Origin of the sequence: Dactylosporangium sucinum (assembly GCF_014647515.1) — a bacterium.
GTDB lineage: Bacteria > Actinomycetota > Actinomycetes > Mycobacteriales > Micromonosporaceae > Dactylosporangium > Dactylosporangium sucinum.
Map to the genome: position 1 here is coordinate 63,337 of NZ_BMPI01000051.1, position 26,436 is coordinate 89,772.

The 26,436-nt window shown below is 71.1% G+C and carries 20 protein-coding genes and 1 pseudogene; 8 read left to right on the forward strand and 13 right to left on the reverse strand.

Annotation, left to right across the window (positions count from 1 at the left end):
* Positions 1-183: 183 nt before the first annotated feature.
* Complete coding sequence (locus IEZ31_RS39020; RefSeq protein ID WP_229836307.1) at positions 184-1,743, forward strand: DUF2334 domain-containing protein; 1,560 nt, start codon at positions 184-186, stop codon at positions 1,741-1,743.
* 1,241 nt (positions 1,744-2,984) lie between these two features.
* On the opposite strand, the pseudogene IEZ31_RS39025 reads toward IEZ31_RS39020, so the two are convergent.
* A pseudogene (locus IEZ31_RS39025) lies at positions 2,985-4,223 on the reverse strand (MFS transporter); the annotation flags it as partial.
* 153 nt (positions 4,224-4,376) lie between these two features.
* Here IEZ31_RS39025 and IEZ31_RS39030 point away from each other — a divergent pair.
* Positions 4,377-4,868, forward strand: coding sequence for a hypothetical protein (locus tag IEZ31_RS39030; RefSeq protein WP_190255135.1), 492 nt, complete (start codon positions 4,377-4,379; stop codon positions 4,866-4,868).
* On the opposite strand, the gene mgrA is transcribed toward IEZ31_RS39030, so the two are convergent.
* Positions 4,845-5,807 (reverse strand): L-glyceraldehyde 3-phosphate reductase, encoded by a 963-nt coding sequence (mgrA, locus tag IEZ31_RS39035; protein ID WP_308429470.1) that lies wholly within the window; start codon positions 5,805-5,807, stop codon positions 4,845-4,847. The genes IEZ31_RS39030 and mgrA overlap by 24 nt on opposite strands.
* 60 nt (positions 5,808-5,867) lie before the next feature.
* Here mgrA and IEZ31_RS39040 point away from each other — a divergent pair, with 60 nt between their 5' ends.
* A complete protein-coding gene (locus IEZ31_RS39040; RefSeq protein ID WP_190255137.1) occupies positions 5,868-6,290 on the forward strand; it encodes a response regulator in 423 nt (140 codons plus the stop codon).
* Positions 6,291-6,317: 27 nt separating this feature from the next.
* Here the strand turns inward: IEZ31_RS39040 and IEZ31_RS39045 are convergent, their stop codons facing one another.
* The 10 genes from IEZ31_RS39045 to IEZ31_RS39090 form a co-directional block, all read right to left on the reverse strand.
* Positions 6,318-8,003, reverse strand: coding sequence for a S8 family peptidase (locus IEZ31_RS39045; protein WP_190255138.1), 1,686 nt, complete (start codon positions 8,001-8,003; stop codon positions 6,318-6,320).
* A 105-nt stretch (positions 8,004-8,108) separates the two neighbouring features.
* On the reverse strand, positions 8,109-8,345 hold the full coding sequence (locus tag IEZ31_RS39050) for a hypothetical protein (RefSeq protein ID WP_190255139.1): 237 nt from the start codon (positions 8,343-8,345) through the stop codon (positions 8,109-8,111).
* Between the two features lie 81 nt (positions 8,346-8,426).
* Positions 8,427-9,557: an ABC transporter ATP-binding protein gene (locus tag IEZ31_RS39055; protein WP_190255140.1), complete on the reverse strand. Its 1,131-nt coding sequence runs from the start codon at positions 9,555-9,557 to the stop codon at positions 8,427-8,429.
* A gap of 11 nt (positions 9,558-9,568) precedes the next feature.
* Positions 9,569-10,648, reverse strand: a complete 1,080-nt coding sequence (locus IEZ31_RS39060) for an ABC transporter ATP-binding protein (protein ID WP_190255141.1) — start codon at positions 10,646-10,648, stop codon at positions 9,569-9,571.
* Positions 10,649-10,703: 55 nt separating this feature from the next.
* Positions 10,704-11,705 carry an ABC transporter permease gene (locus IEZ31_RS39065; protein WP_190255142.1) on the reverse strand — a complete coding sequence of 334 codons (1,002 nt, stop codon included), beginning with the start codon at positions 11,703-11,705 and terminating at the stop codon, positions 10,704-10,706.
* A 133-nt stretch (positions 11,706-11,838) separates the two neighbouring features.
* Positions 11,839-13,596, reverse strand: coding sequence for an ABC transporter substrate-binding protein (locus tag IEZ31_RS39070; protein ID WP_190255159.1), 1,758 nt, complete (start codon positions 13,594-13,596; stop codon positions 11,839-11,841).
* 179 nt (positions 13,597-13,775) lie between these two features.
* Positions 13,776-14,771 (reverse strand): ABC transporter permease, encoded by a 996-nt coding sequence (locus tag IEZ31_RS39075; RefSeq protein ID WP_308429469.1) that lies wholly within the window; start codon positions 14,769-14,771, stop codon positions 13,776-13,778.
* Between the two features lie 498 nt (positions 14,772-15,269).
* Positions 15,270-16,097 carry an exodeoxyribonuclease III gene (locus IEZ31_RS39080; protein WP_190255144.1) on the reverse strand — a complete coding sequence of 276 codons (828 nt, stop codon included), beginning with the start codon at positions 16,095-16,097 and terminating at the stop codon, positions 15,270-15,272.
* A gap of 32 nt (positions 16,098-16,129) precedes the next feature.
* The gene (locus tag IEZ31_RS39085) at positions 16,130-17,140 is read right to left on the reverse strand and encodes a LacI family DNA-binding transcriptional regulator (protein ID WP_190255145.1); all 1,011 of its coding nucleotides are present in this window, start codon (positions 17,138-17,140) and stop codon (positions 16,130-16,132) included.
* A 357-nt stretch (positions 17,141-17,497) separates the two neighbouring features.
* The gene (locus IEZ31_RS39090; protein ID WP_190255146.1) at positions 17,498-17,878 is read right to left on the reverse strand and encodes a response regulator; all 381 of its coding nucleotides are present in this window, start codon (positions 17,876-17,878) and stop codon (positions 17,498-17,500) included.
* Positions 17,879-17,958: 80 nt separating this feature from the next.
* Here IEZ31_RS39090 and IEZ31_RS39095 point away from each other — a divergent pair, with 80 nt between their 5' ends.
* Together IEZ31_RS39095 and IEZ31_RS39100 are read left to right on the forward strand one after the other, a co-directional pair.
* Positions 17,959-18,489, forward strand: coding sequence for an AAA family ATPase (locus IEZ31_RS39095; RefSeq protein ID WP_190255147.1), 531 nt, complete (start codon positions 17,959-17,961; stop codon positions 18,487-18,489).
* A 33-nt stretch (positions 18,490-18,522) separates the two neighbouring features.
* Positions 18,523-19,044 carry a pyridoxamine 5'-phosphate oxidase family protein gene (locus IEZ31_RS39100; RefSeq protein ID WP_190255148.1) on the forward strand — a complete coding sequence of 174 codons (522 nt, stop codon included), beginning with the start codon at positions 18,523-18,525 and terminating at the stop codon, positions 19,042-19,044.
* On the opposite strand, the gene IEZ31_RS39105 is transcribed toward IEZ31_RS39100, so the two are convergent.
* Positions 19,008-22,142 (reverse strand): penicillin acylase family protein, encoded by a 3,135-nt coding sequence (locus tag IEZ31_RS39105; RefSeq protein ID WP_190255149.1) that lies wholly within the window; start codon positions 22,140-22,142, stop codon positions 19,008-19,010. The genes IEZ31_RS39100 and IEZ31_RS39105 overlap by 37 nt on opposite strands.
* A gap of 128 nt (positions 22,143-22,270) precedes the next feature.
* Here IEZ31_RS39105 and IEZ31_RS39110 point away from each other — a divergent pair, with 128 nt between their 5' ends.
* The 3 genes from IEZ31_RS39110 to IEZ31_RS39120 all read left to right on the forward strand — a co-directional run.
* Positions 22,271-25,243 carry a DEAD/DEAH box helicase gene (locus tag IEZ31_RS39110; protein ID WP_190255150.1) on the forward strand — a complete coding sequence of 991 codons (2,973 nt, stop codon included), beginning with the start codon at positions 22,271-22,273 and terminating at the stop codon, positions 25,241-25,243.
* Between the two features lie 16 nt (positions 25,244-25,259).
* Positions 25,260-25,547 carry a YciI family protein gene (locus IEZ31_RS39115; RefSeq protein ID WP_190255151.1) on the forward strand — a complete coding sequence of 96 codons (288 nt, stop codon included), beginning with the start codon at positions 25,260-25,262 and terminating at the stop codon, positions 25,545-25,547.
* 79 nt (positions 25,548-25,626) lie between these two features.
* Positions 25,627-26,436: SWIM zinc finger family protein (locus IEZ31_RS39120; protein ID WP_190255152.1), on the forward strand; the 810-nt coding region annotated here is incomplete at its 3' end.

A 26,436-nucleotide genomic window follows, 5' to 3' on the forward strand; every position in this document is an offset into this window, starting at 1 on the left:
GCTGAGTGACGGACGCAACCATCCCGTTTGTCGGACGACCCGGCGAATATGCCCGACCGGGCCACGAATTCCGTCCGATTTGATATCGTTGATGACGAGTTCTCCGGAGAGTTGCGCATGCATCGAGCCGCAGTCCGCCGAATACTCGCTGTGACGAACGGTCGTCCGAGCGGGCTCGTCGCCGTGATCGCCGTGCTGGTCCTCGTGGTCGTCTCGGTGAACGCCTGCAAAACCTCTCCAATCGGGACGACTCCGGCCAGCCCGTCGGCGGGCCGTTCTCCTGCATACCCGGCGAGCGGGGTCCTCGTCCTGTATGACATCACCGGGCAATACGGGGACCTGGGCGAGTTGTACGCCGTCCAAGCTGGGAATCTGGCCTCCCACTTCGGATCATGGGAGGCGCTGCCCGTGACGAAGTACACGTCCGGGACGGCCAAGAAGTACCAGTTGACGATCTATATCGGATCGACGTACGACGAACCCCTGCCGCCCGCGTTCCTCGCCGACGTGGCGGCGGGAGCGCCCGTCCTGTGGCTGGGCGCCAACATCTGGCAATTGATCTCGCGGTACCCCGGAATCGGTTTTCAGAATGCGACGGTCGCCGACGACGGGGTCACCGAGATCCGCTATCGCGGCACCTCCCTCACCCGCAACCGCGCGGCCGGCGCGCTGGTCCGGCTGGCCGCCTCCCCGGGCGTCGAGGCAGCGACGTTGGCCGATGCGGTGGACGCCGCGGGCGGCGTGACCCCGTGGGCCCTGCGGGTGGGCCGCCTGACGTACGTTGCCGAGGTCCCGTTCACCTACGTGAGCTTCGACGACCGGTACCTCGCCCTGGCCGACCTGCTGTTCGACCTGCTGGCCCCGGCGACGCCGCCCCGGCACCGCGCGCTGGTCCGCATCGAGGACGTGGGCCCGCATTCCAACCCGGCGCAGTTGCGCGCCATCGCGGACTATCTGTCCTCTCGTAAGGTGCCGTTCGCCGTTGCGGTATTTCCTGTTTACGATGACGCGGCCGGCATCTATTCCGGCGGCGTGCCGGTCCACAAGACCCTGCAGGCGGCCCCGGAGGTGGTCTCGGCGCTGCGGTACATGACGGCCCACGGCGGCACGCTGCTCATGCACGGATACACCCACGGCTTCGCGGGCGCCCCGAATCCGTACGGCGTGAGCGCCGAGGACTACGAGTTCTACCGCGCCCACGTGGATGCGTCCTCGGGCTCGGTGGTCCTGGACGGCCCGATCCCGGGCGACTCGGCGGAGTGGGCGCTGTCCCGCCTGGAGTCCGCCCGCTCGGAGTGGGCAGCGGCGGGCTTGACACCCCCGGACATCTGGGAGTTCCCTCACTACACAGCGAGCGCAACGGACTACCGAGCGATATCGTCCGCGTCGGGAATTCGCGCCCGTTTTGAGCAGGTACTGTATTTCTCGGGAATTTTGTCGGGCACGCCGAGAGGTGCACGCTCGGTGAGCCAGTACTTCCCATACGTCGTAAAGGACGCGTATGGGACACCGGTGATCCCCGAAACACTAGGAAACGTGGCAACACAAAGATTTAACCAACACGGCGTCCGCCTGGTCCCCGACCTCCTGACATCGGCGAGGCGCCAGCTGGTGGTCCGCGACAACGTGGCGGCCTTCTTCTACCACCCGTTCCTGGGCCTGGAGTACCTCCCGAGGTTGGTTGAGGGCCTCCAGGAACTGGGCTACACGTTCGTGGCGGCGCCCTCGGTCCTAGATCCATGACGCGTGGCACCAACTGAAGAAATTTCTCACGACGAATTTTTCAGAGTTAACTTGGCCCGGCCCGCGACGACTCTGTTCAGATCCCCTCCGACCAGCCAAAACTCCCAGCCGCCGCGGCCCGGCCGGAGATTCCTTCCATCGACGCCCCTGCTCGGCCCGGAGCTCCGCCTTCCCACCCCGGCCGAGCGGCACTCGTGGGTTGGCGGGGGGGTGGCGGCGAGTGGCGCAGCCGGCGGGGCTGGCGCGGCCGGGCGGGCCTGGCGCGGCCGGCGGGGCTGGCGCGGCCGGGCGGGCTGGCGCGGGCGGTGGGCCGGCCTCCAAGTCGGCGTCGCTCCATGATCATTGGAAGCATTTGGCTGCCCAGACAGCCAAAACTCTCCCTGGATCATGGACCGCAACCGACCCGCTGCTCCGATCCCGACCAAGTGGCCCTCGCCGCAACCGTGCAATTCAGGCAAATACCTCGAAGTGGAGGCCGACTCAACCCGAAGCACGGCGAGAGGCCCACAGTAAGAAAGGTTCGCGGCACCGCCACCGCGATCGCGGTGCCAGCCCGGCCCGTGCGAGGGCGCGGCCCATGCGAGGTCAGGGTCAGACGAGCCGGTGGGCAGAGCGAGGACTCGGTCCCGGGCCGCGACCGCGGCCCGGGCACGGAGTGCGGCCCGTGTGGGATTCAGGTCAGAACGAGGCTGCGGGCAGAGCGAGGACTCGGGCCCGGGCAGCGACTGCGGGCTGGGCGAGGCGGCGGGCTGGGCGAGGCGGCGGGCCGGGCGAGGCGGCGGGCCGGGCGAAGCGGCGGGCTGGGCGAAGAGTCCGGCTGGCGGGAGTGCGGGCCGATCGGCGGCGCGCCGCCGGCCCAGGATCGCCCGCCCCGCCGGTCAGCGAGCGGTGCTCGCGGCCGGGCGCTGGTCCGGGCGGCCGGCCGTCATCGCGACGGACTCGGCACCGTCCGCAGTGGTCGGAGCGGAGGACGCGGCCGCAAGCGGCTCAGGACGATGCGGAGCGAGTGTGTCTGCCGCCGGAATCGAAGCCACGCCGGCCACCGTGCCCGTCGGCGAGCCAACGGCCGAGTCCGCCGCCGCGCTGGCCGCCGTGCCCGTCGCCGGGTCCGTGGCCGTGCCCGTCGCCGTGCTCGCTGTCGGGCCAGCGGATGCGCCCGCCGTCGAGGTGGCGATCGTGGCCGGGGTGGCGGCTGGGGTCTGGGTGGTGGCCGGGGTCGGGGTTGCGGTGGCGGCCGGGTTCGCGGCCGGGGTGGCGGTCGGGGTCGGAGCCGGGGTCGAGGGTGCGGCGGGGGGTGCGGACTGCGGCTGGGGGGTGCGGCGGCCGAAGGACTGGAACGCCAGGAGAGCCAGGGTGGCCGCGAGGCTCGCGGCGGCCACCGAGGCGAAGCCCCACGCCGGGGAGCCGCGGTCGATGGCCCAGCCCGCCAGCGGGGAGCCGATGGCCAGGCCCACCGTCAGGGAGGAGCCGTGCCAGCCCATCGCCTCGCCGCGGGCCGGGGCCGGGACCAGGCGGCTCACCAGGTCGACGCTCGCGCTCAGCGTCGGGGCGCACAGGGCGCCCGCCGGGATCAGGACCGCGAACAGCAGGGGCCACGCGTCGCCGACCAGGCCGACCGGCAGCGTGAACAGGCTGAGGCCGCCCAGCAGGGCCACGAGCGGGACGGCCCGCGTCAGCGCGCCGTAGACGAAGCCGCCCGCGAGGGAGTAGACGCCCCACGCGGCGAGCACGGCGCCGACGAGCTCGACGCGGCCCGCATCGCGCATCATGGCGACGATGGCGAGGTCGGTGCCGGCCAGCACGACCGTCGTGGCGGCCGCGGCGGCGCACACGGCGATGAAGCGCGGCGTCAGCCAGTCGCGACGGCGCACCGGGCCGGCGGCGACCGGCTCGTCGTGGGCCGAGTGGACCGGCGGATTGGTCAGGTACAGCGCGAGGCCGGCCAGCACCAGCGTCCCGCCGATCGACCACATCGCGACCCGGCCCGACAGCGCGCTCATGAGCAGCACCGCGAGCGGCGGCCCCGCCATGAACGAGATCTCGACCGACATCGAGTCGAGCGCATAGGCCTGGCGGCGCTGGTCCGCCGGCACCAGCGCGGCGATCGACTGGCGCACCACGGAGAACACCGGCAACGAGAACACGCCCGCGACGAAGGCGCCCACGAGCAGCACCGGATAGGACATGGACGGCGAGATGACCCAGAACAGCGCCTCGGCAGCCGTCGTGACCAGCAGCATCGGCCGCAGGCCGCGCCGGTCGACGAACCGCCCGTTGAGCGGACCCCCGAGCGCCGTGCCCACGGTCAGCGCCGCGCCGACCAGACCCGCCGCGCCCCAGCCCCGGTGCAGGTCCTGGGCGACGTGCAGCGTCATGGTGACCCCGATGGCGGTGATCGGGATCCGGGCCAGCAGGGCCAGCACCATGAGCGACCGCACGCCGGGCAGGGCGAGGACTCGGCGATACGGATCGAGGCGCATGGGCACATCATGAACCTGGGGTACGACAGAAACGACCAGGTTTCGGGCCCACGAGCGTCACCGCAGCAGGATTGTGCGCGACGTCACCGGGGAACCGGACATAACGCGGCACCGTCCAACCGACGAGGACCCTGACGGATGGAGAGACCAACGATGAAGCCGAGACTCGCGGCGGCGGCCGTCCTGCTGGCCCTGACGCTCACCGGCTGCGCGGACGCCCCGGGCCCCGCCGGGGACGCGAGCACCGCGCCGAGCGCAACCGAAGCACCGAGCGCGACGGAGACCCCCAGCGAAAGCCCGGGCACGAACACGGGCCAGACGCTCGTCGCCTTCACCAGAACGGGCGGCATAGCCGGGGTCAACGACCGTCTCACCGTCGCCCAGGACGGCTCCTACACGATCCAGAGCAAGAGCGGCGGCAAGACCGGCAAGCTCTCCGACCAGGAGCTGGCCGCCCTCAAGAAGGCCCTGGACAGCGTCGACTACTCCAAGATCCCCAGCGTGAACGCCAACAGCGGCACGGTGGCCGACGGCTTCACGTACAGCATGCGGTACAACGGCCGCGAGATCGTGGCGGAGGACGGCGCGGTCCCGCCCGCCCTCCAGTCGATCCTCGGCACGCTAAGCGCGGTCCTGAGCAAGTAGCTTGTCGATCTCCGACAGCTCCCCGTCGGAGATCGTCAGGTGCGAAAGCGCCCCGATGTTCTGCTCCAGCTGGGTCACGCTGCTCGCCCCGATGATGAGCGACGTGACCCGCTGGTCGCGCAGCGCCCACGCCAGAGCCAGCTGCGCCAGGCTCTGCCCGCGCCGGCGAGCCACCTCGTCCAGCGAGCGGATCGCGTCCAGCAGCGACGGCGTCAGCGCGGTCTCGGCGAGGAACCGGCTCGTCCGGACCCGCGAGTCCGCCGGGATCCCGTGCAGGTACCGGTCGGTGAGCAGCCCCTGCGCCAGCGGCGAGAACGGGATGCAGCCGACCCCCTCCGACTCCAGCACGTCGAGCAGGGAGGCCTCGATCCACCGGTCGAACATGGAGTACCGCGGCTGGTGGATCAGCAGCGGCGTGCCCAGCGAACGCAGGATGTGCGCCGCCTCCCGGGTCTGCGCGGGGGTGTAGTTCGAGATGCCCACGTAGAGCGCCTTGCCGGAGCGCACCGCCCGGTCCAGGGCGCCCATCGTCTCCTCCAGCGGCGTGTCCGGGTCGGGCCGGTGGGAGTAGAAGATGTCGACGTACTCCAGCCCCATGCGCCGCAGCGACTGGTCCAGCGAGCTCAAGAGGTACTTCCGCGAACCCCACTCACCATAGGGACCCGGCCACATGTCGTAGCCGGCCTTGGTCGACACCACCAGCTCGTCACGGTACGGGCGCAGGTCGTCGGCCATGATCCGGCCGAAGTTGGACTCGGCGGAGCCCGGCGGGGGACCGTAGTTGTTCGCCAGGTCGAAGTGCGTCACGCCGAGGTCGAAGGCGCGGCGCACGATCGCCCGCTGCGTCTCGTACGACCGGCCGTCGCCGAAGTTGTGCCACAGGCCGAGCGAGATCGCCGGCAGCTTGAGCCCGCTCCGTCCGCTGCGCCGGTAGAGCATGTCCTGGTATCGGCCCGAAGCCGCCTCGTACACCACGGACGTGATCCTAAGCTGAGGACTGTGGAGGAGGATGTTGTACCGCCACGGGCCGCGCCCCTCGCGAGCGTGCTCCTGGCGGAGGACGACCCGGACATCCGCGACCTGTTCGCGATGGCGCTGGAGGGGGCCGGCGCCGCGGTGACCGCGGTCGCCGACGGCTCGCAGGCGCTCGCGGCCCTGGAAGACGCGACGTTCGACCTGCTGGTCACCGACATGTGGATGCCGAAGGTCTCGGGCCTCGACCTGTGCAAGCGGTTGCGCGCCGACCCGGCGCTTCGCGAGCTGCCGGTCCTGATGGTCAGCGCCTACGGGCGGCTGCGCGGCCGGGAGGAGGCGATGCTGGTCGGCGCCACGGAGTACGTGCAGAAGCCGCTCCGGCCGAGCCAGCTCGTCAGCAAGGTCGACGCCATGCTGGGAGGCCGCCTGGTGGCGCGGGGAGCATGATCGCACCACCAGGCGGGTTTCACTCGTCTAGCGGTGCTCCCACCAGGCGCGGGCGGTCACGGCCGCGTAGGCGTCGACGATGCCGAAGCCGTAGAAGCCGTTGAACTCCGTGCCACCCTCGCAGAGGGCGTCGAACTCGGCCGGGCGTCCCACGTTGGTGTAGGACACCAGCCGCGGCGTCGGGCAGGCGCGCTCGGCGGCGGAGCTGTAGAGCAGGTACTCCACCTTCCAGGGCTCGAGACCGAAGTCCTTGCCCTTCTTCTCACCGTGGGCGCTGACGATCAGCGCCGCCACACCGGCCGCGTGCGGGGACGCCATCGAGGTGCCCTGCAGGTAGGTGTAGTAGCCGCACTGGCCCTTGGCGTTGCACTCCTTGTAGACCAGGCCCTCGCCGGCCGGCGTGATGTTGCCGTCGGCGTCGACCGTGCCCTCCTCCTGCAGCACCTTCTTCGGGTACGTGGAGAGGATCATGTTCTCGTTGGTGCGGTACGAGTCCGTGCCGAAGCCGTCACGGAAATAGCCGCCCGGTGCCGAGACGCCGATCTGCTCCAGACCGTAGTTGGAGTAGTCCGACTTCGTCAGCGACGGGCCCAGCGCCGAGACACCGATGACGAAGGGGCCCTCGGTGGGAAGGTCCCAGCAGGAGTTGTTGTCGATCGGCCGCTCGTACTCGGTGCCCCCCGGGTAGTCCGGGCTGGAGAAGTCCGTGCGGGGCTTGCCGATGTCCTCGTGGTTGTTGCCCAGCGCGCTCACGAGCGTGACGCCCTTGAAGTGCGCGTAGGTCAGCGCCCGGAACATCGCCCGGATGATGGTGCGCTGCTCCGCCTGCGCGGCCGGGGAGTCGGCCGGGTTGGCGGTGCAGTTGTACAGCCACGGGTCGACGTAGAACGACATGTTGACCACGTCGATGCCGTTGTTCGCGGCGTGGACGAGCGCGTTGACGGTGGGCTCCAGGAAGAAGTACCCGGAGTCCTGGCCGCCCTTGAGCTCGACCAGCGACACGTTCGGCGCGACACCCGAGATGCCGAAGCCGTTGGCCGCCGCGCCGATCGTGCCGGCGACGTGCGTGCCGTGGCCGCCGTCGTCGGTGCCGACCGGGTCGAGGCAGCTCGCGACCTCACACGGGCCGTCGATGTCGGGCATGTCCTTCGCGAAGTTCTTCGACAGCGCCCAGTTGAAGTTGGGAGCGATGTCGGGCTGCGACGCGTCGACGCCGGTGTCCAGGATGCCGACGGTCACGCGCTTGTCGCCCGCGTTGACCTTCCGCGCCTTGTCGGACTTGACGGCCGTGAGGCCCCACAGCTTGTCGTCGAGCGGGTCCATGCCGGCCGTGGTCGGCTTCTTCCCGCCCTTCTTGGCCGCGGCGACCGCCTTGTCCACGTCCACCGGCTGCTGCTTCTTGGGCGCCTTGCCGATCGGCATGCGGTGCGTCGCGCCGACGAGCTGCGCGGAGGCAGCCGCCTTCTCGACGAAGCCGTTCTGCGCGGCGACGACCGTGAACATCCCGACCGTCTCGTTGGTCGCGGTGATCGTGCCCCCGGCCTTCTTGATGGCGGCGGCGGCGTCAGCCGCGGAGACGTTGTCCGCCGCGACGACCGTGTACTCGGTCGTCCCGGTGGGTGCGGCGCTTGCCGGTGACGACAAGCCCGCGCCGGTCACCGTCAGCGCGGCCGCGACGGCGACCGCACCGGTGAACCTCTTGTTGAATCCCACATGTCCTCCCTGGTCGAGGGGATGGGGATATCAGACCCGAAAACGGCCCTGTGGCGGAAGTCATGCAAGGGTTCCGCAACCAAGTCAAGGGTGCAGGAGTCGGCCTCAGGCCATTCGTTCGACGGCGGCCTTTGCCTCGGCCAGGCTCGCACCGGTCGCCTGCCGGTAAATCTTGATCGCCAGGATCAGGTTGTGCTGGCGCAGCGCGTCGGCGAACTCGGGCGGCAGGTCGCGCGGCACGTCGATCTGCTCGGCGAGGCGCGGGTCGAGCCCGAAGTGGCGGTACAGGAAGGCGATCTGGCGCTCGAGGCGAGCGACCCTGGCGATGTCAGCGGCGTCCATGACCGGCAACCGTAGGCACAACGGCCGGAAAACAGAGTCGGGGAGCCGCCACTGGCGACTCCCCGACCCCGGCAAGGGCAACTATGCGATCGGCTCCGCGAACGGGTCCTCGGCCGTGTCGATCGGGATCTCCGCCGCCGCGGCCCGGGCCGCCTGGGCGCCCTTCGAGCTGCGGTCGTCGTCGGTGATCGGGAAGTGGCAGGCGACCGTCTGGCCCGGCAGCAGCTCGCGCAGCGGCGGCTCCTCCGTCGCGCAGAGGTCCTGCGCCTTCCAGCACCGGGTGCGGAAGCGGCAGCCGGACGGCGGGTCGATCGGGCTCGGCACGTCGCCGGTCAGCAGGACGCGCTCCCGCTGCGCCCGGTCCCGCCGGTCCGGGTCGGGCACCGGCACCGCGGACAGCAGCGCGAACGTGTACGGGTGCAGCGGCGTCTTGTACAGCCCGTCCCGGTCGCCGATCTCGACGACCTTGCCGAGGTACATGACCGCGACCCGGTCCGAGATGTGCCGGACGACGGACAGGTCGTGCGCGATGAACACGTACGTCAGGTTGAACTCGCGCTGCAGGTCGTCGAGGAGGTTGACGACCTGCGCCTGGATCGACACGTCGAGCGCGGACACCGGCTCGTCGGCGATGATGAGCTTCGGCTGCAGCGCGAGCGCCCGGGCGATGCCGATGCGCTGGCGCTGACCGCCGGAGAACTCGTGCGGGTAGCGGTTGTAGTGCTCGGGGTTGAGGCCCACGAGCTCCAGCAGCCGCTGGACCTCACGCTTCTGCCCGTGCGCGGTCTTGATGTTCTGGACCTGCAGCGGCGCCCCGACGATCGAGCCGACCGTGTGCCGCGGGTTCAGCGACGAGTACGGGTCCTGGAAGATCATCTGCACCTCGCGGCGCAGCGGGCGCATCTGCCCGACGCCGAGGTGCGAGATGTCGCGCCCCTCCAGCAGCACCTTGCCGCTGGTGGGCTCCAGGAGCCGGGTCATCAGCCGGCCGGTGGTGGACTTGCCGCAGCCCGACTCGCCGACCAGGCCGAGCGTCTCGCCGGACTTGACCGCGAGGTCGATGCCGTCGACCGCGCGGACCGCGCCGACCTTCCGCTTGAAGAAGGCCCCGCGCATGATCGGGAAGTGCTTCTCCAGGCCCTGGACCTCGAGGAGGTTGTCGCCACCCCGCTTCGGTGCCTGTGCGGGCTGGGATTGGGTGCTCGTCGACACTGTCGTGCTCCTCAGAGGGATGGGGCGATGTCCGACTTGAAGATGGCCTGCCGCTCGGCCGGCGGGATGTGGCACGCGACGCCGTGGTCGGCGGTGCCTTCCGCCAGGGTCGGCTCGACCGTCTTGCAAGGGATGCCGTTGCGCTCGACGTACGGACAGCGCGGGTGGAACGAGCACCCGCTCGGCAGGTTGATGAGCGACGGCGGGTTGCCCTTGATCGGCACCAGCCGGTCGCGCACCTCCCGGTCGACGCGCGGCATCGAGGACAGCAGGCCCCACGCGTAGGGATGCTCGGGACGCCGGAAGATCGACTGTGCGTCCGCGTGCTCGACGCACTTCCCGCCGTACATCACCAGGATCTCGTCGGCGAGCTCGGCGACGACGCCGAGGTCGTGCGTGATGATGATGACCGCCGAGTTGAACTCCGTCTGCAGGTCGCGGATCAGGTCGAGGATCTGCGCCTGGACCGTCACGTCGAGCGCCGTGGTGGGCTCGTCGGCGATGAGCAGCTGCGGGTTGTTCACCAGCGACATGGCGATCATCGCGCGCTGGCGCATGCCGCCCGAGAACTGGTGGGGGTAGTCGTCGACGCGCTTCTGCGGCTGCGGGATGCCGACCCGGTCGAGCATCTCGATCGCGCGCTTGCGGGCCTCGCCCTTGCTGACCTTGTGGTGCACCCGGTAGGCCTCGACGATCTGCGCGCCGACCGTGTAGTACGGGTGCATCGCGGTCAGCGGGTCCTGGAAGATCATCGACATCTTCCGGCCGCGGAGCAGGCGGACGCGCTCGGGGGCGGCGCCGATGAGCTCCTCGCCGTCGAGCCAGACCTCACCGGAGATCTTGGCCGAGCCGCGCCGGTGCAGGCCCAGGATGCCCAGGCTGGTGACGCTCTTGCCGGAGCCGGACTCGCCGACGATGCCGAGGGTCTCGCCGCGCTCCAGCTGGAACGTGAGGCCGTCCACGGCCTTGACGACACCGTCGTCGGTCTTGAAGTGGATTCGCAGGTCGCGCACGTCGAGGAAGGACTGTGCCGCCGAGGGGTCCGCGCCGGCCGGAACGGGGCCGCCGCTGGTGAGCAGACCGCTGGACATGCTCACTCCTTTCCAGGAAAGCCGTGAACGGATCGGGAACGGGGACGGGGGTCGGTCATCCGAGCCGCACCCGCGGGTCGATCACGGCGTAGAGCAGGTCGACGATCATGTTCGCCATGACGATGAAGAAGGCGCCGAACATGGTCACGCCCAGGATGATCGGCAGGTCCTTCTCGGTCACGGCGTCGATCGACAGCCGGCCGATGCCGGGGAGGCTGAAGACGCTCTCGGTGAGGATCGCGCCGCCGAGCAGGCCGCCGAGGTCGAGGCCGAAGATCGTGACGATGGGCGTCAGCACGGACCGCATGGCGTGCTTCGCGATCACGACCCGCTCCTTCAGACCCTTGGCGCGGGCGGTGCGGATGTAGTCCTCGCTGATGGTCTCCAGCATCGTGGCGCGCGTGAGCCGCGTGTACGTGGCGGCGTAGAGCAGCGCCAGGCTGACCCAGGCGAGGAAGAGCTTGTTGGCCCAGCCGAACGGGTCGTCGGCGAAGTTGATGTACTCGCCGCCCTGGAAGATCGGCCACTGGTGCACGAACAGGGACTGGAACACCAGGCCGGTGAAGTAGATGGGGAGCGAGACGCCGGCCAGAGCGATGATCATCGCCGCCCGGTCCCAGATGGTACCGCGCTTCAGGGCCGAGATGACGCCGCCGAGCACGCCGCCGACCAGCCAGATGACGGCGGCGCCGAGGGCGAGCGAAGCGGTGACCGGGAGCCGGTCGATGAGCAGCGGCCACACCTCGCGGTCAGTGCGGAAGGAGTAGCCGAAGCAGGGGGCCGAGCAGTGGGTGACCGTCGGGCCGCTGTTGAAGTCGCGGCCGGCGACGATGCCCTTCGCGAACCGCGCGTACTGGATGTAGATCGGCTTGTCGAGGCCGAGCTTCACGCGGGTCGCTTCGACGTCGGCCGGGGTCGCCGTCTTCCCGACGTACATTTCGGCAGGATCGGCCCCGGTCGCCTTCGGGATCAGGAAGAAGATGCCGAACGTGACGATCGAGACGGCCACAAGAAGCAGTGCCGCGGTGACCAGGCGGCGCAGGATGTAGTTGATCACGTGTGCGGCCTGACGCCGGCCGGATTGACGGGGTTCCCGTCGCACCGGCCGGCGCCGTGGCCATCACCTGCCTTCTGAACTCGTGAAGGGCGGGTTACCGGCTTTCAGGCTTTGCTGCTCCGGTGAGCAGGGGTCAGGAGACGCCCAGGCTGCCGAAGTCGTACATGCCGTAGTACTTCGTCACGAAGACGTTCGTGACCCGCGGGTTGCGGTAGTTGAGGGCCTTGTCGTACACGAACGGCACCATGACGGCCTCGTCCATGACGATCTTGTTGATCTGGCCCCAGATCTCGGCGGCCTTGCTCGCGTCGGTCTCGGCCTTGGCCTTGTCGATCAGGCTGTTGACCTCGGCGTTGTCGAGCTCGGCGTAGTTGTTGTTACCCGACGGCGTGATGCCACGGCCGTCGACCAGCACCTGCAGGAAGCCGTAACCGGTCGGGAAGTCGGCGCCCCAGCCGGCCATCATCAGGCCGTAGCCCTTGGCGTGCGTGTTGGACGGCGCGCCGATGGTCGAGCGGAAGTACAGCGAGGCGTCGGTCGGGTCGAGGCGGGCGTTGATGCCCACGTTCTTCAGCGCGGCCTGCAGGGCCTCGGCCGTCTTCGGCTCCTTGCCCGCGTTACGGGTCGCGATGACGGTGTCGAAGCCGTCCGGCTTGCCACAGAGCTTCAGCTCTTCCTTGGCCTTGTCGATCTGCGGCTTGCCCGACTTGGTGTTGTACGGGTCCAGGTTCGGGTCGTGGCCGGCGATCGTCGGCGGCAGCATGTTGGTCGCGATGTCGCCACCGGCCTCCGCGCCACCACGAGCGGTCTGCATCGTGGTCTTGTCGGTGGCGTACTCCACGGCCTTGCGGCAGTGGATGTTGGTGAACGGCTCGACCTTGGTGTTGATCGAGAAGTAGCGGATGAAGCCCGTGTTCGGGGTGTCCGCGTTCTTCTTCTTGTCCGCGTCGAGCAGGACCTTGGCCTGCGCACCCTGCTGGACACCGGTCTGCGCGACGTCGATGTCAGCCGTGCCCGAGATGAGCTGGTTGTCGATCTCCTCGGGGGCGGTGCCGATGGTCAGCTCGATCGAGTCCGGCAGCGCCTTGCGGACGGTGTCGGTCTTGGCGTCCCAGTTCTCGTTGCGGACCAGGACGGCCTTCTTGCCGGCGTCGTACGACTGGAACTTGTACGGGCCCGACGAGACCGGCTTGTCACCGTACTTGACGCCGGTGTCCTTGTCCTTCGGCACCGGGGCCGAGCCCGGCATCGCCAGCAGGTAGCTGAAGTCGGACAGCGGCTCCTTGAGCGTGAACACGATGGTCTTGTCGTCGGGGGTGGCCACCGACTTCAGGCCCAGCTTGTCCGGGTCCGTGTCCTTGTACGGGCCGGGGTAGTCCTGGCCCTGGTCGAGGACGTCCTTCAGGTACGGCGGGCCACCGGAGAGGATGTCGGTGGCGAAGTTGCGCTCGATGCCGTACTTGATGTCCTTCGAGGTGATCGGCGAGCCGTCCTCGAACTTGATGCCGTCCTTCAGCGTGAAGGTGTACTTCTTGCCGCCGTCCTCGATCTTCGGGAGGTCGGTCGCGAGGTCACCGACGAGCTTCAGGCCGTCGTCACCGGGCTTGGCCTCGTTGGTGAGCAGCGTGCGGGCGTAGTAGCCCTTGCTGAAGTTCCACACCCAGGCGTAGTAGGCGCGAGCGCCGTCCCACGAGTCCGGGTCGTCGTGGGTCTGGAGCTTGAGGGTGCCACCCTTCTTGTCGGAAGGGTTCACGATGCCCTTGGTGGCGGCGTTGAAGCCGGTCTCACCCTTGGTCTCGCTGGTGGTGGGCTTGTCCTCGCCGCCTGACCCACAGGCGGACAACACCAGGGCGATAGCGGTCGAACCCGCCACCAGCGCCCCTGTCCTCATTCTCACTGGGTTTCCCTCCTTGTTTGGCGCGACCCGCCGAGGGACGGGCCGTCCGAGCTGTGCTTGTGCTGCTGCCGTGCGAGTGAAGTTCGGGACTGGCGCACAGGGTTCGACCAGGCTGCGGGGCGGGGCCGGACGACGTGCGGGGGTGGACGGGGTGAGGCCCGAAGGCCTACCGGCTAGCGGTTGGCCTTCGGGTCGAGCGCGTCACGCAGACCGTCGCCGAAGAGGTTGAAGGCGAGGACCATGAGGAAGATGGCGATTCCCGGGACGAACATGTACATCGGGTCGTACTCGTAGAAGTTCACGGCGTCGGAGAGCAGGCGGCCCCACGAGGGAGTGGGCGGGAGCACGCCGACACCGAGGAACGACAGCGCGGCCTCGAAGAGAATGTTCGTCGGGATGATCAGGGTCGCGTAGACCAGGATCGGCGCCACGAGGTTCGGGAGCAGCTCGCGGAAGAGGATCCGGGTCGAGCCGGCACCGATGCTGCGGGCGGCCTCGACGAACTCGCGTTCTCGGAGGGAGAGGGTCTGGCCGCGGACGATGCGTCCGATGTACGGCCAGCTGAAGAACGCGATGACGCCGATGACGACGCCGATGCGCCAGCCGGTGCTCGGCGGCACGACCGAGATCAGGGCGATCGAGAACAGCAGGTACGGGAAGGCGAGGATCAGGTCCATCAGGCGGCTGATGCCGCTGTCGACGATCCCGCCGAAGTAGCCGGCGACGACGCCCAGCACCACGCCGAGGAGCACCGCGACGATGGTGGCCGAGAGCGCCACCAGCAGCGAGACCCGCGCGCCGTAGATGATCTGGGAGAACAGGTCGCGGCCGGTGACCGGCTGGACGCCCAGCAGGAAGTCCTTGCTGATGCCGCCCCAGGTCCCGGGGGTCGGGATGCCGCCCAGCGAGGGGTCGATCTTGTCCTGGTGGAAGTCGTTGACCGGGTGACCGAAGGCCTTGTTCAGCAACGGGGCGAACACGGCGACCAACACCAGGAAGACGATGAATCCGGCACCGAACAACGCGACCTTGTCGCGTTTGAGGCGGGTCCAGGCGATCTGGCCGAGGGAACGACCCTCGATCGCCTTGGTGGGAACACCGGACGGTGTGGCGGTCGCCTCTTCGACAGTCGGCACCTGCTCGTCGCTCTTGGACGTGACGGGTCCCATAGTCATGGGCGTGGTGCCCCTCTCCCCGGCCGCCTGCCCGTTCACCAAGCCCGCCAGCGATGGCCGGCGCAGCATGGAACGGCGCGCGTCGGCCAGACCGGGGCCCGTGGCAGTCAGCAGCCGATCGGCTGTGTCTTCGTGGACTCCTGGTGCCCCATCCGCAGGTTCGGTCCACGGGCAGAGCGTGCACGAAGCCGACGTGGTGGTGTCGCCTTCGTTGGAGGAACCCTGTCTCCCGTTCGGCCGATCGTCAAGGGTCACCCCCCGTCCTGTAACCAAGTCCACGCCGCGCCGTGATGAGGGCGTGATCCAAGCTCGGGGACTTTTGGAGCGTACACCCCCCAAAAGGGCGAAATACTGCGAGATCGTAACGATGTGGTTACGCTCAGTGGCGGAAATGCCCGTCGAAGACTGGCGAGAACGGGCTATCCAGGACGATCATTGATCGTTTCACACTTAACAGTACGGCCCGGACAGTCTCACGGTGACACAGCGTACTCAGACATCGAAGTCGATCACAACTGGCGCGTGATCCGAGGGACCCTTGCCCTTGCGCGCCTCGCGATCGATGTACGCGGTCGTGACCGCGTCCGCTATCGACGGGCTTGCGTAGACCAGGTCGATCCGCATGCCCTTGTCCTGATGGAACATGCCTGCCCGATAGTCCCAGTACGTGAATGGATTGGGGCCTTTCATCGGCTTCGGCACGATGTCGGCGAGCCCGGCGCCCCGCAGCGCGGCGAGCGCGTCGCGCTCCGGCTTGGTGACGTGGGTGGCGCCGACGAAGGCGGCCGGGTCGAAGACGTCGGAGTCGGCCGGCGCGACGTTGAAGTCGCCGCAGACGGCGACCGGCGGCCCGGCGGCGAGGTCGGCCGCCACCGCGACGCGCAGCGCCTCGAGCCAGGTGAGCTTGTACCCGTAGTGCGCCGACTCCGGGGTGCGACCGTTCGGCACGTAGACCGACCAGACCCGCACACCGCCGCAGACGGCCGAGACGGCCCGGGCCTCGCGGCGCGGCTCGTCGAGCAGCGTCCCCGCGGGCTCGTCGGAGCCGCCCGGCTCGCCGGCCCAGCCGGGGTCGCCGTCGAAGCCGCGCCGGACGTCGTCGAGGCCTACCCGGGACAGCAGGGCGACGCCGTTCCAGCGCCCCTCGCCGTGGTGGGCCACCGCATACCCCAGCTCGCCGACCTCGGCGGCCGGGAACGCGTCGGCGGCGACCTTGGTCTCCTGCACGCACAGGACGTCGGGACGGGCCTGCGGCAGCCACTCCAGCAGGCGGGGCAGCCGGGCCTTCACGGAGTTCACGTTCCAGGTGGCAAGTCTCACGACTGCCACAATGCCAGGTCTGGGTCCCGTCCCTATGCCGAGTCCCGCTTCACGAGCTCGGTGGGGAGCAGCAGGACGGGCTCGATCTGCTCGCCGGCGGCCATCCGCAGCACCTGACGGGCCGCCATCCGGCCCAGGTCGGTGATCGGCTGGCGGACCGTGGTGAGCGGCGGCTCGGTGTCGCGGGCGAAGTCCATGTCGTCGAAGCCGACCACGGCCACGTCGTCGGGCACCCGGCGGCCGGCCTGGCGCAGCGAGCGCAGCGCGCCCTCGGCCATCGCGTCGGAGGCGGCGAAGACCGCGTCGAGGGTCGGGTCGTCCTCCAGGAGCTGACTCATCGCCAGGGCGCCCGACTGGCGGGTGAAGTCGCCGACCGCGACCAGCGAGCGCCGGCTCGCGTCGTGCATGGCCGAGCGGTACCCCTTGAGACGGTCGATGCCCGCGCTCATGTCCTGCGGCCCGGCGATCGTGGCGATCCGCCGCCGGCCGGTGTCGAGCAGCAGGTTGACCGCGGCCCGGGCGGCGGCCTCGTTGTCGACGTCGACGTAGGGCACCGACGACTGGATGAGCAGCCGGCCGTTGCAGACCACCGGCACGCCGGCCCGGCTGAGACGCTCGGGCAGCGGGTCGGCGCCGTGCATGGAGAAGATGATCGCGCCGTCGACGTGGCCGCCGGTCGCGTAGCGCTCGACCCGGTCGTGGCTGGGCCCGGACGGGCCGACCATCATCAGCACCAGCTGCTTGTCGACCGCCTCCAGCTCCAGGCTCACGCCGCGGATGATGCTGGAGAAGAAGGGGTCGTCCGAGAAGACCCGGCTGGCCGTCTCGGAGGCGACGAGCGCGATCGAGTCGGTCCGCTGCGTGACGAGGCTGCGCGCGGCCTGGTTGGGCACGTAGCCGAGGGCCTCGACCGCGCTGAGCACCTTGTCGCGGATGTGCGGCGCGACCGAGGTCGAGCCGTTCACCACGCGGGACGCCGTGGCACGCGAGACCCCGGCGCGTTGCGCCACGTTCTCCAGTGTGGGCCGGTCCCGACCCGACATCACCATTCCGACATCCCCCAATATCCATCTGCCGGACCATCATGACGCACGTCGCCGATGAGAGCGCACAAAAAGAGACGGGTGGTGGAGCAGCCCGCTCCACCACCCGTCGCACCCTCACACCGGTGACACCCTGATCACGATTTCGCCGGTCACGATCCGCCGGTCCCGAGCCGGTTCACCCGGGGGGGTGTTTCGGCCGGAGAGCGCTCTCAAGACTCGATTCATCCTGGCGTTCGACAAGCTCAATGTCAATCGCGGAATCGCCTGAGAGCGCTCTCTAGCATATGTTGTCGGAAACACCCAATTGCTTCAGGCGAAGCGACCAGCGGCCCCGCACCCGGCTCAACTTGACACCTACGCCGCCAGCCGCCGCTGACACGCCTCCACGTGGGCCGCGACGATCGCCGTGGTGGCCGCGCGCACACAGGCGTCGGCGCCCGCTTCGAGCACGTCGACGACGTCCTGGTGGTCGCTGTACTGGCTGAGGACCGCCACCACCGCGGCGGCCGGGTGGCGCAGGCAGGCGGCCGACACCGCCCGCGGTCCGGGGTCGTCGAGGACGACGATGTCGGGATCTCGCACGTCACCGTCGGCCAGTTGCGGCCGTTGGACGACCAGCCAGTCGCCGGGCAGGTGCCGGGGCAGGTCGGACAGCCGGCTGGTGCCGGCCACGAGGAGAACGGTGACGCGGTCGAACCGGAAGGCCGTGCGCCGGGGGAGGGTCGCGATGTTCATGTCTCAGTTATGACCCCCGGGACTGGAACCGCCCTTCGTGGCGCCTGCGAAAATCCTGGAAGCAACGGGAGGGAGGCACGGTGATCGTCTGGATCAACGGGCCCTTCGGCGTCGGCAAGGCGACCGTCACCGCCGAGCTGTGCCGCCGGCTGCCGACGGCCCGGGCGTTCGACGCCGACCGCGTCGGGTGGGTGCTCAAGCGCGCCGCCGGGCTCCTCAACCACGGCGACCACCAGGACCTGCCCGCCTGGCGGGCGGCGACCGTCGCCGCGGCGGCCTGGCAGGCCCGCGGCGCCGATCCGCTGATCGTGCCCATGACCGTCCTGCGCCGGCGGTACCTCGACGAGCTCCTCGGCGGCCTGCGCACCCGCGGCCACCGGGTCCACCACGTGCTGCTCGACGCGTCCGCCCCGGTGCTCGTCGAGCGGATCGAGGCCGACGAGGCGCCCGGCCCGCAGGGCTGGGGCATGGACCACGTCGGCAGCTACCTCGTCGCCCGGCACGACCTGCGCGGCGCCGGCGCGGTCGTCGACACCGACGAGCTCGACCCCGCGGAGGTCGCCGATCTCGTCGGTGCGCTGATTGCCGAATGGCGCGAAACCCCGAATTGACCCGGCGGGGCGCGGTACGCGACTCTGGCTGCCATGCTCTCGTGGGGGCGCTTCCGGCGGTCGGCACCCGATCTCGCCGCGGCCGGCCGCACGCTGCTCTACCGCAGTGGCGTCGGCCTCGCCTACCTCGGCACGGTGCGCTCGGACGGCGGCCCGCGGGTGCACCCGGTCAGCCCCCTGCTCGTCGAGGACGGGCTCTACACGCTGCTCATGGTCTCGCCCAAGCTGGAGGACCTGCTGCGCGACAGCCGGTTCGCGCTGCACACGTTCCCGCTCGACCCGGACGAGGAGGCCTTCTACCTCACCGGGCGGGCGTTCTTCCCGCGCGACCCGGCGCTGCGCCGCAGCGTGTCGGCGGCGTTCCTGGCCGAGCGGTCGCTGTCCGCCCCGCCGCCCGGCTTCGCCCAGCACGTGCTCGCCGAGATGCTCGTCGACACGTGCGTGCTCAGCCGGGCGGGGGAGCAGCTCACCTGGGCCGCCTGGGACGCGCCGGCCCGTGAGGTCGGCGCGCCCGGACGTCACCGCGCATACACCTCCAGCTCCCACAGGGAGTAGCCCCAGTCGGTGGCCCGGTCGACCCCGGCCATCCGCACGTAGCGCGCCGTCACCGGGGCGAAGACCACGCTGTCGGTGCCGCCGTCACCGGCGTCCACGGTGGACACCGCCGTCCAGGAGCTGCCGTTCGAGGAGACCTCGATGCGGTACCGCGACCCGTACGCCGCCTCCCAGCGCAGGATGACCCGGCGCACCGTGCGGGCCGACCCGAGGTCGACGGTGATCGACTGGTTGTCGGTCCACCAGCTGCTCCACCGCGTCGTCGGGTCACCGTCGACGGCCGCCCCGGCGGAGTAGCCGATGAAGGTGCCGTTGGCCGAGACGCCGCGACCCTGGGCCAGGTTGGCGATCGGGTCGCCGCGCCGGGCCGGGAAGGAGACGGCCTGCTGGTACGTCGGCCGGTTCTGCCACGAGATCTTGTCGTGGGTGATCCCGCCGAGCGGCGACTGGATGATCGTGTCCGCGCACCACTGGTCGCCGGCGGCGCAGTCCTTGTCGCCGGGGTAGGTCGTCGTCGCCGGCTGTGCGGCGGCCGCGGCGAGGGTGGTGGTGAGCACCTGCCGGCAGGCGGCGAGGTCGCCGCCGCCGCAGTAGGTGCGGCCGAGGCCGCTGCGCACCGGGTCGCCGAGCACCGTGCGGAGGTCCTTGTCGAGGTACCCCCACCAGCCGTACTGGAAGGCCGAGCCCTTGTGGCTCTGGCTCTGGTTCAGCGAGCCGGCGCTGGTCGGGCCGGTGTACCCGGACGGGGACTCGTCGATCTGCAGCGCCCCGGTGAGCGCGGCGTAGACGTCGTCGCCGAGCCCCGGGCGGAAGGTGGCGTCGACCAGCCGCGGCCACCAGGCGTCGAAGATCCGGATCGCGTCCGCGTGGAGGTACACATGGGAACCCGGCGTCGTCTCGACCCGCTTGGCGCCGGCGGCCTGCCACGCCGCCAGCTTCGCGACGTCGGGACCGCCGGTGCTGCCGAGGATCCGCAGCAGCTCCGGCAGCAGGGCCTCGGCCCGCAGGTCGGTGACGGCGGCGTCCTCGACCAGCCGCACCACGCCGGCCCGGTCCAGCTTCGCGTTGTTCGCCAGGGCCGAGCGCACCCGCCGGTCCAGCAGGTCGGCGCGGTGCACGGCGCCGAAGCTGAAGTTGCCGTCGGCCGCGCTGAAGCCGAGCGCCTGCTTGTTGTTCCAGCTGACGAAGTAGTCCTGGCCGGTCGACTGCGGATGCTGCCCGGCCGGCGCGTAGTCGGCGGTGTTGGTGTCGGGGTTCCAGCCCGACCACTCGTAGGCGGCCTCGGCCTTCGTCGGCAGGTTCGGGTTCGCCCCGGCCTTGCGCACCGGGTTGTTGCCGGAGTTGAAGTAGCCGGTCTCGGCCGCGTTCACGTAGAACCAGTTGAACGCGTAGCCCACGTCCGACGCCGCGGTGACGAACGCCGACGCCGAGCCCATCGCGGCCGGGTCGTTGAACGCCTGGAACCCGATCGCCGAGTCGGCCTCGTGCCGGTAGGTGGAGCGCAGCTGGGTGAACGCCACCGGCTGCCCGCCGACCGTGCCGCGCCACGCGACGAGGCCGTACTTCGTCCGCAACGTCGTCAGCTGGTACGACCCGGCCGGCGTGGAGTCCGCGACGGTCGGGGTCCACGCGTTGGTACGGGTGAGCTTCTCCATCGGCGTGCAGGCGCCGCGGAACAGGTAGGCCTCCGACGCGCGGGTCGCCGGGGAGCCGTCGACGTTGCACAGCGGCACGGCGTAGGTGTCGGTGATGTCCTGCTCGGCCGAGGTGGCGCTCCACGCGTAGTCCTGCCCGCGGCCGAGCAGCACGTAGAGGTTCAGCCCGGCGAACGCCACGCCGTGCGCGCTGATGCCCGGGCCCTGCAGCTCCTGCAGCATGAGCAGCTGCGGGGAGAAGTACCCGGTCTGCGGCCCGAAGACGGCGATCGGGTTGCCGGTCGCCGAGTGGGCGGCGTCGATCACGACGGCGTTGGACATGCCGCGCTTGGTGGCCGCGCCCGGCGCCAGGCCGGCCGTGGTCGTCGCCGAGCCGGACGGGTTGAACACCACCGGCTGCGCGGTGACGCTGCCGAGGTCGGGCAGGGCGACGCCGGCCGCGTTCGGGTCGGCGGCGCCGTACGGGAAGGTCTGCCCGGCGTGCAGGGTCAGCGTCGCCTCCTCGTCGTTCTGCGACCGGAAGGCGGCCCACAGGCGGTCGCCCTCGGTGGCGCCGTAGCGGGCCCGCGCGGTGACCCGCACCAGCGCCGACTCGACCTCGCCGCCCCCACCGCCGCCGAACAGGCCGCCCACGACCCCGGCGATCGCGATGAGGTCGGTCAGCTGGAACGGCTCCGGCCCGCCCGCGTTCGTGATCGCGTCGAGGTGGCCGGTCAGCACGTACTCGCCGGGGCAGTTGCGGCCCGACATGCAGGCGGCGATGTAGGCGTTGATGCCGGCGATGTACTGCTGGACGTCCGCGTACAGCTGCGCGCCCCGCGGCCCCTTCGACTGCAGCGCGGCGACCTGGGCCTGCAGGTCGGCCTCGGTGTACGGGGCGTTGCGCCAGATCGACTGCTCCAGCTCGCGGTTGCCGGGCGCGCCGCCCGCGAACGGGGTGAGCTGGCCGCGGCCGACCCGCCGCAGCAGGTCCATGACGAAGAGCCGGTCCTCGGCTCCGGCGTACCCGGCGCCGAACATGGTGCCGGCCCGGGTCGTGCCGGTCACGTGCGGCACGCCGAGGGTCTTGTCCCGCACGATCGTCACGTCGGCGCGCGGGCTGTAGCTGCGCTCGACCTGCCCGGCGGGCACGCCGAACGAGGCGCTGTTGTAGAAGCGGTCGATCTGCTCGGTGGTGAGGCCGGTGTAGGCCGAGACGAGGTTCGCGTACTTGCCGAGCTGGTCGGCCGAGTGCGCCGGCCGGAACCCGAGCGCCTGATGGGCCAGGATGTCGACGAGCGTCGCGTTGCCGTTCTGGCCGGGCGGCAGGATGTCGTCGCACTCGTCGAGGCAGTAGTCGGTGGGCGTCAGGACGGCCGCCTGGGCCGGGGCGGGCAGCGCCACGAGGACGCCGGCGGTGAGCAGGAGCGCCGTCAGGGCGCGTTTGACTACGGATCGGGACATGGCGGATCCCTTCCGGGGGTGGCGAGTCAATGTGAAAGTGACTCGGATTACCGGATGGTAACAACGACACGTATCGCTGAATAGAGGTTCAGGAGTGCCTGATGTGGCGCCTCGACTAGGCTTCCGACGTGCTCGTGGTCCATGCGCTCTGGGCGGATGCCCGGCTCTGCCTCTGGGCCGAGGACGGGACGCTCCCGCCCGCGCCGTCCCGCTCGCGGGCCCGCGTGGCGGCGCACCCGTTCGCCGTGCGGGGCCTCGACCTCGACGGCGACGCCGGTGTGGCCGCCGTGCGCACGCTGCGGCTGCCGACCCGCGGCGGCGTGCCCGAGCCCTCGCCGTCGGTCGTGACCGAGCCGCGGACCGGCAAGGTGGAGCTGCGCGACTGGACCGTCGAGACGGTCGGCTACGCGCCGGACGACGCGGTCGGGCTGCTGCGCTCGCTGGCCGGACTGGCCGGCGACGACCTGGTGCTGGGCGAGACGACCCGCTGGTTCGCCGCGGTCGCGACCTTCGCCGCCGGGCTGGTGGCCCGCGGCCGGCTCCTCCCGTCCCTGGCCGAGTCCGAGGCCCGCTGGCTGCCGGTGCTCACCGGGCGGGACGCCGCGTACACCCGGCAGTTGGCGCTCGCCCTCCCGCAGGCGGCGATCGACGGCGATCGGAGCCGGGCCGGCGTGCTCGCCGAAGTGCTCGACGCGTTCGTCGACGCCGCCGCCCGGGACGCGCTGCCCGCGCCGCGCCACCGCGTGCCCGGCACCGCCGGCGCCTGGGTCGCCGCCCTCACCGGCCGCGACCGCACGGTCCACGGCGCCGAGCCGCACGACCTCGCGGTCCTGCGCGCCGAGCTGGCCGCGTGGCAGCGCGACGCCGTCGGCGGCTCCGTCCGGGCCTGCTTCCGGCTGGTCGAGCCGGCGGAGGACCTGGACCTCGCGCCCTGGCGGCTCGAGTTCGCGCTGCAGGCCGCCGACGAGCCGAGCCTCGTCGTCGGCGCCGACCGGGTCTGGCGCTCGCGGGGCGCGCTGACCGCTCTCCAGCGGCACATCCCGGCGCCCCAGGAGACGCTGCTCGCCGAGCTGGGCCGGGCCAGCCGCCTGTACCCGGCGATCGAGGACGCGCTGCGCACCGCCCGCCCGGCCGAGCTGGAGCTCGACGCGGCCGGCGCCCACCGGATGCTCAGCGAGTACGCGCCGCTGCTGGCCGCCGCCGGCTTCGGCCTGCTGCTGCCCGGCTGGTGGCGCAAGGCGTCGGCGCGGCTCGGGCTGCGGCTCACCGCGCGGTCGTCCACGGCCACCGCACCGGGCACCGTCGACACCGGCAGCGCGCTCGGCCTCGCCGCCGTCGTCGACTACCGCTGGGATCTCGCGATCGGCGACGAGCCGCTCACCCAGGAGGAGCTGCGCCGCCTCACCGATCTCAGGGCGCCGCTGGTCAACCTGCGCGGCCAGTGGGTCGAGCTGGACCCGCGACGCCTGGCGGCGGGCCTGGAGATCCTGCGGCAGCGCGGCGAGGAGCAGGCCGCGCTCACCGTCGCCGACCTGCTGCACCTGGCCGGCGGCGCCGACGAGGGCCCGGGCGGCCTGCCGGTCACCGGCATCACCGCCGACGGCTGGCTCGGCGACCTGCTGTCGGGGGAGACGGAGCTGCGCATCGGCCACGTCCAGGTGCCCGACGGGTTCGCCGGCGAGCTCCGCCCGTACCAGCAGCGCGGGCTGAACTGGCTCGGCTTCCTGGAACAGGCCGGCCTCGGCGGCATCCTGGCCGACGACATGGGGCTCGGCAAGACCGTCCAGCTGCTCGCCCTCATCGCCGCCAAGGCGCCCGGCCCCACCCTGCTGGTCTGCCCGATGTCGCTCGTCGGCAACTGGCAGCGGGAGGCCGCCAAGTTCGCGCCCGGCCTGCGCGTGCACGTCCACCACGGCGCCGAGCGGGCCCGCGGCGCGGCGTTCCGGACCGCGGTCGCGGAGGCCGACCTGGTCATCACCACCTACTCGATCGCGGCCCGCGACGCGGCCGCGCTCAAGGCGCTGCGCTGGCACCGGCTGGTCCTCGACGAGGCGCAGGCCGTCAAGAACGCGGCGACGAAGCAGTCGGTCGCGGTACGGCAGCTACCCGCGCGCCACCGGGTCGCCGTCACCGGCACGCCCGTCGAGAACCGGCTCGCCGACCTGTGGTCGATCATGGACTTCGCCAACCCGGGCCTGCTCGGCACCGCGACGAAGTTCCGCGAGCGGTTCGCCGAGCCGGTCGAGCGGTTCGGCGACGAGGAGGCCGCGGCGCGGCTGCGCCGGATCACCCAGCCATTCGTGCTCCGGCGGGTCAAGACCGACAAGGGCATCATCGCCGACCTGCCGGAGAAGCTGGAGATGGACGTCCTGTGCAACCTGACGCGGGAGCAGGCGTCGCTGTACCAGGCCGTCGTCGACGACATGCTGGCCCGCATCGAGCGGAGCGAGGGCATCGAGCGCCGCGGCCTGGTGCTGGCCACCATGACCCGGCTCAAGCAGGTCTGCAACCACCCGGCGCAGGCGCTGCGCGACGGCAGCCGGCTCGCCGGCCGCAGCGGCAAGCTGGCCCGGCTGGAGGAGATCCTCGACGAGGTGCTCGCGGCCGGCGAGCGGGCGCTGATCTTCACGCAGTATGCGGAGTTCGGCGGCATGCTGCGGGCCCACCTGTCGGCCCGGTTCGGCCGCGAGGTCGCGTTCCTGCACGGCGGCCTGCCGAAGGCGTCCCGCGACGCGCTCGTCGCCCGGTTCCAGTCGGCCGACCCGGGGGCGCCGCCGCTGTTCGTGCTGTCGCTGAAGGCGGGCGGCACCGGCCTGACGCTCACCGCGGCCAACCACGTCGTGCACGTCGACCGCTGGTGGAACCCGGCGGTCGAGGACCAGGCCACCGACCGGGCCTTCCGCATCGGTCAGCGCCGGGCGGTCCAGGTGCGCAAGTTCGTCACGGCCGGCACGGTCGAGGAGAAGATCGCCGCCATGATCCACGACAAGCGCGGCCTCGCCGCCCGCATCGTGGGCGCCGGCGAGCAGTGGCTCACCGAGCTGTCCACGACGGAGCTGCGTTCCCTGCTGGCCCTCGAACCGGGCGCGGTGGTGGAGTGACGGATAGACTGCGTCGGTGTTCGTGATCACGCTGAGCTATGTCGCCGACCTCGACCGCATCGACGAGGCCATGGACGACCACCGCGAGTGGGTCGACGGGCAGTTCGAGGACGGCGTGTTCGTCGCCTCGGGCGCGATGGTGCCGCGCACCGGCGGGGTGATCCTGGCCGCCGGCCTGGAGCGGCCCGAGCTGGAGGCCCGGCTGGCGCTCGACCCCTTCCAGCAGAAGGGGCTCGCGGAGTACACGATCGTGGAGTTCGCCCCCCGCAAGGTCGTGCCCGGCCTGGAGCGGCTGCAGGCGTGACCGGTCCGGAGCGCAGCGGAGGGGCCGGTCACCGTGGCTGCGGTCCGGTGGCAGTGACCGGTTCCGGAGCGGAGCGCGCGTGACCCGGCCGGACCACTGGGGCAGCCGCACGATCCGGGTCGAGGGCGGCATCCGCGCCCGCAGCACCCGCGGGGCCATCGGGTCGAGCTGGTGGTCCAAGCGGTTCCTGGCGGTCCTGGAGTCCTTCGCGCTCGGCACCCGGCTGACCCGCGGGCGCAACTATGCTCGCGCCGGCCAGGTGCTCCGCCTGGACGTCGAGCCCGGCACGGTCACCGCGACCGTGCAGGGTTCCCGCCCCCGTCCGTACCTGGTGAGCGTCGGCCTCGCCCAGCTGTCTCCCGAGGCCTGGGCCCGCGTCGAGGCCGCGCTGGCCGGCGAGGCACTGGGCGCCGCGAAGCTGCTGGCGGGTGAGCTGCCGCCGGACGTCGAGCAGGTGTTCGCCGCGGTTGACGCCCCACTGTTCCCGGCCCGCTTCACGGACCTCGCGATGCGTTGCTCGTGCCCGGACGCGGCGGTGCCGTGCAAGCACCTGGCGGCCGCCTTCTACCTGCTCGCGGAGCGCTTCGACGCCGACCCGTTCCTGATCCTGCGCTGGCGCGGCCGCACCCGCGAAGCCCTGCTGGCCAACCTGCGCACCCTCCGCTCGGCGGACCTGGAGACCGCGGAAGAACCGGCCGCGCCGCCGCAACCACCATCGCCCGCGGCTGCTCCGGGCGCGGCGGGCGGAGCGCGCGCTGGCGTGGCGGGCGCTGGCGTGGCGGGCGCGGCGAGTGCTGGTGTGGCGGGCGGGGCGGGTGCTGGTGTGGCGGGCGGGGCGGCTGCGGGCGGGGCGGGTGCGGGCGGGGCGGGTGCGGGCGGGGCGGGTGCT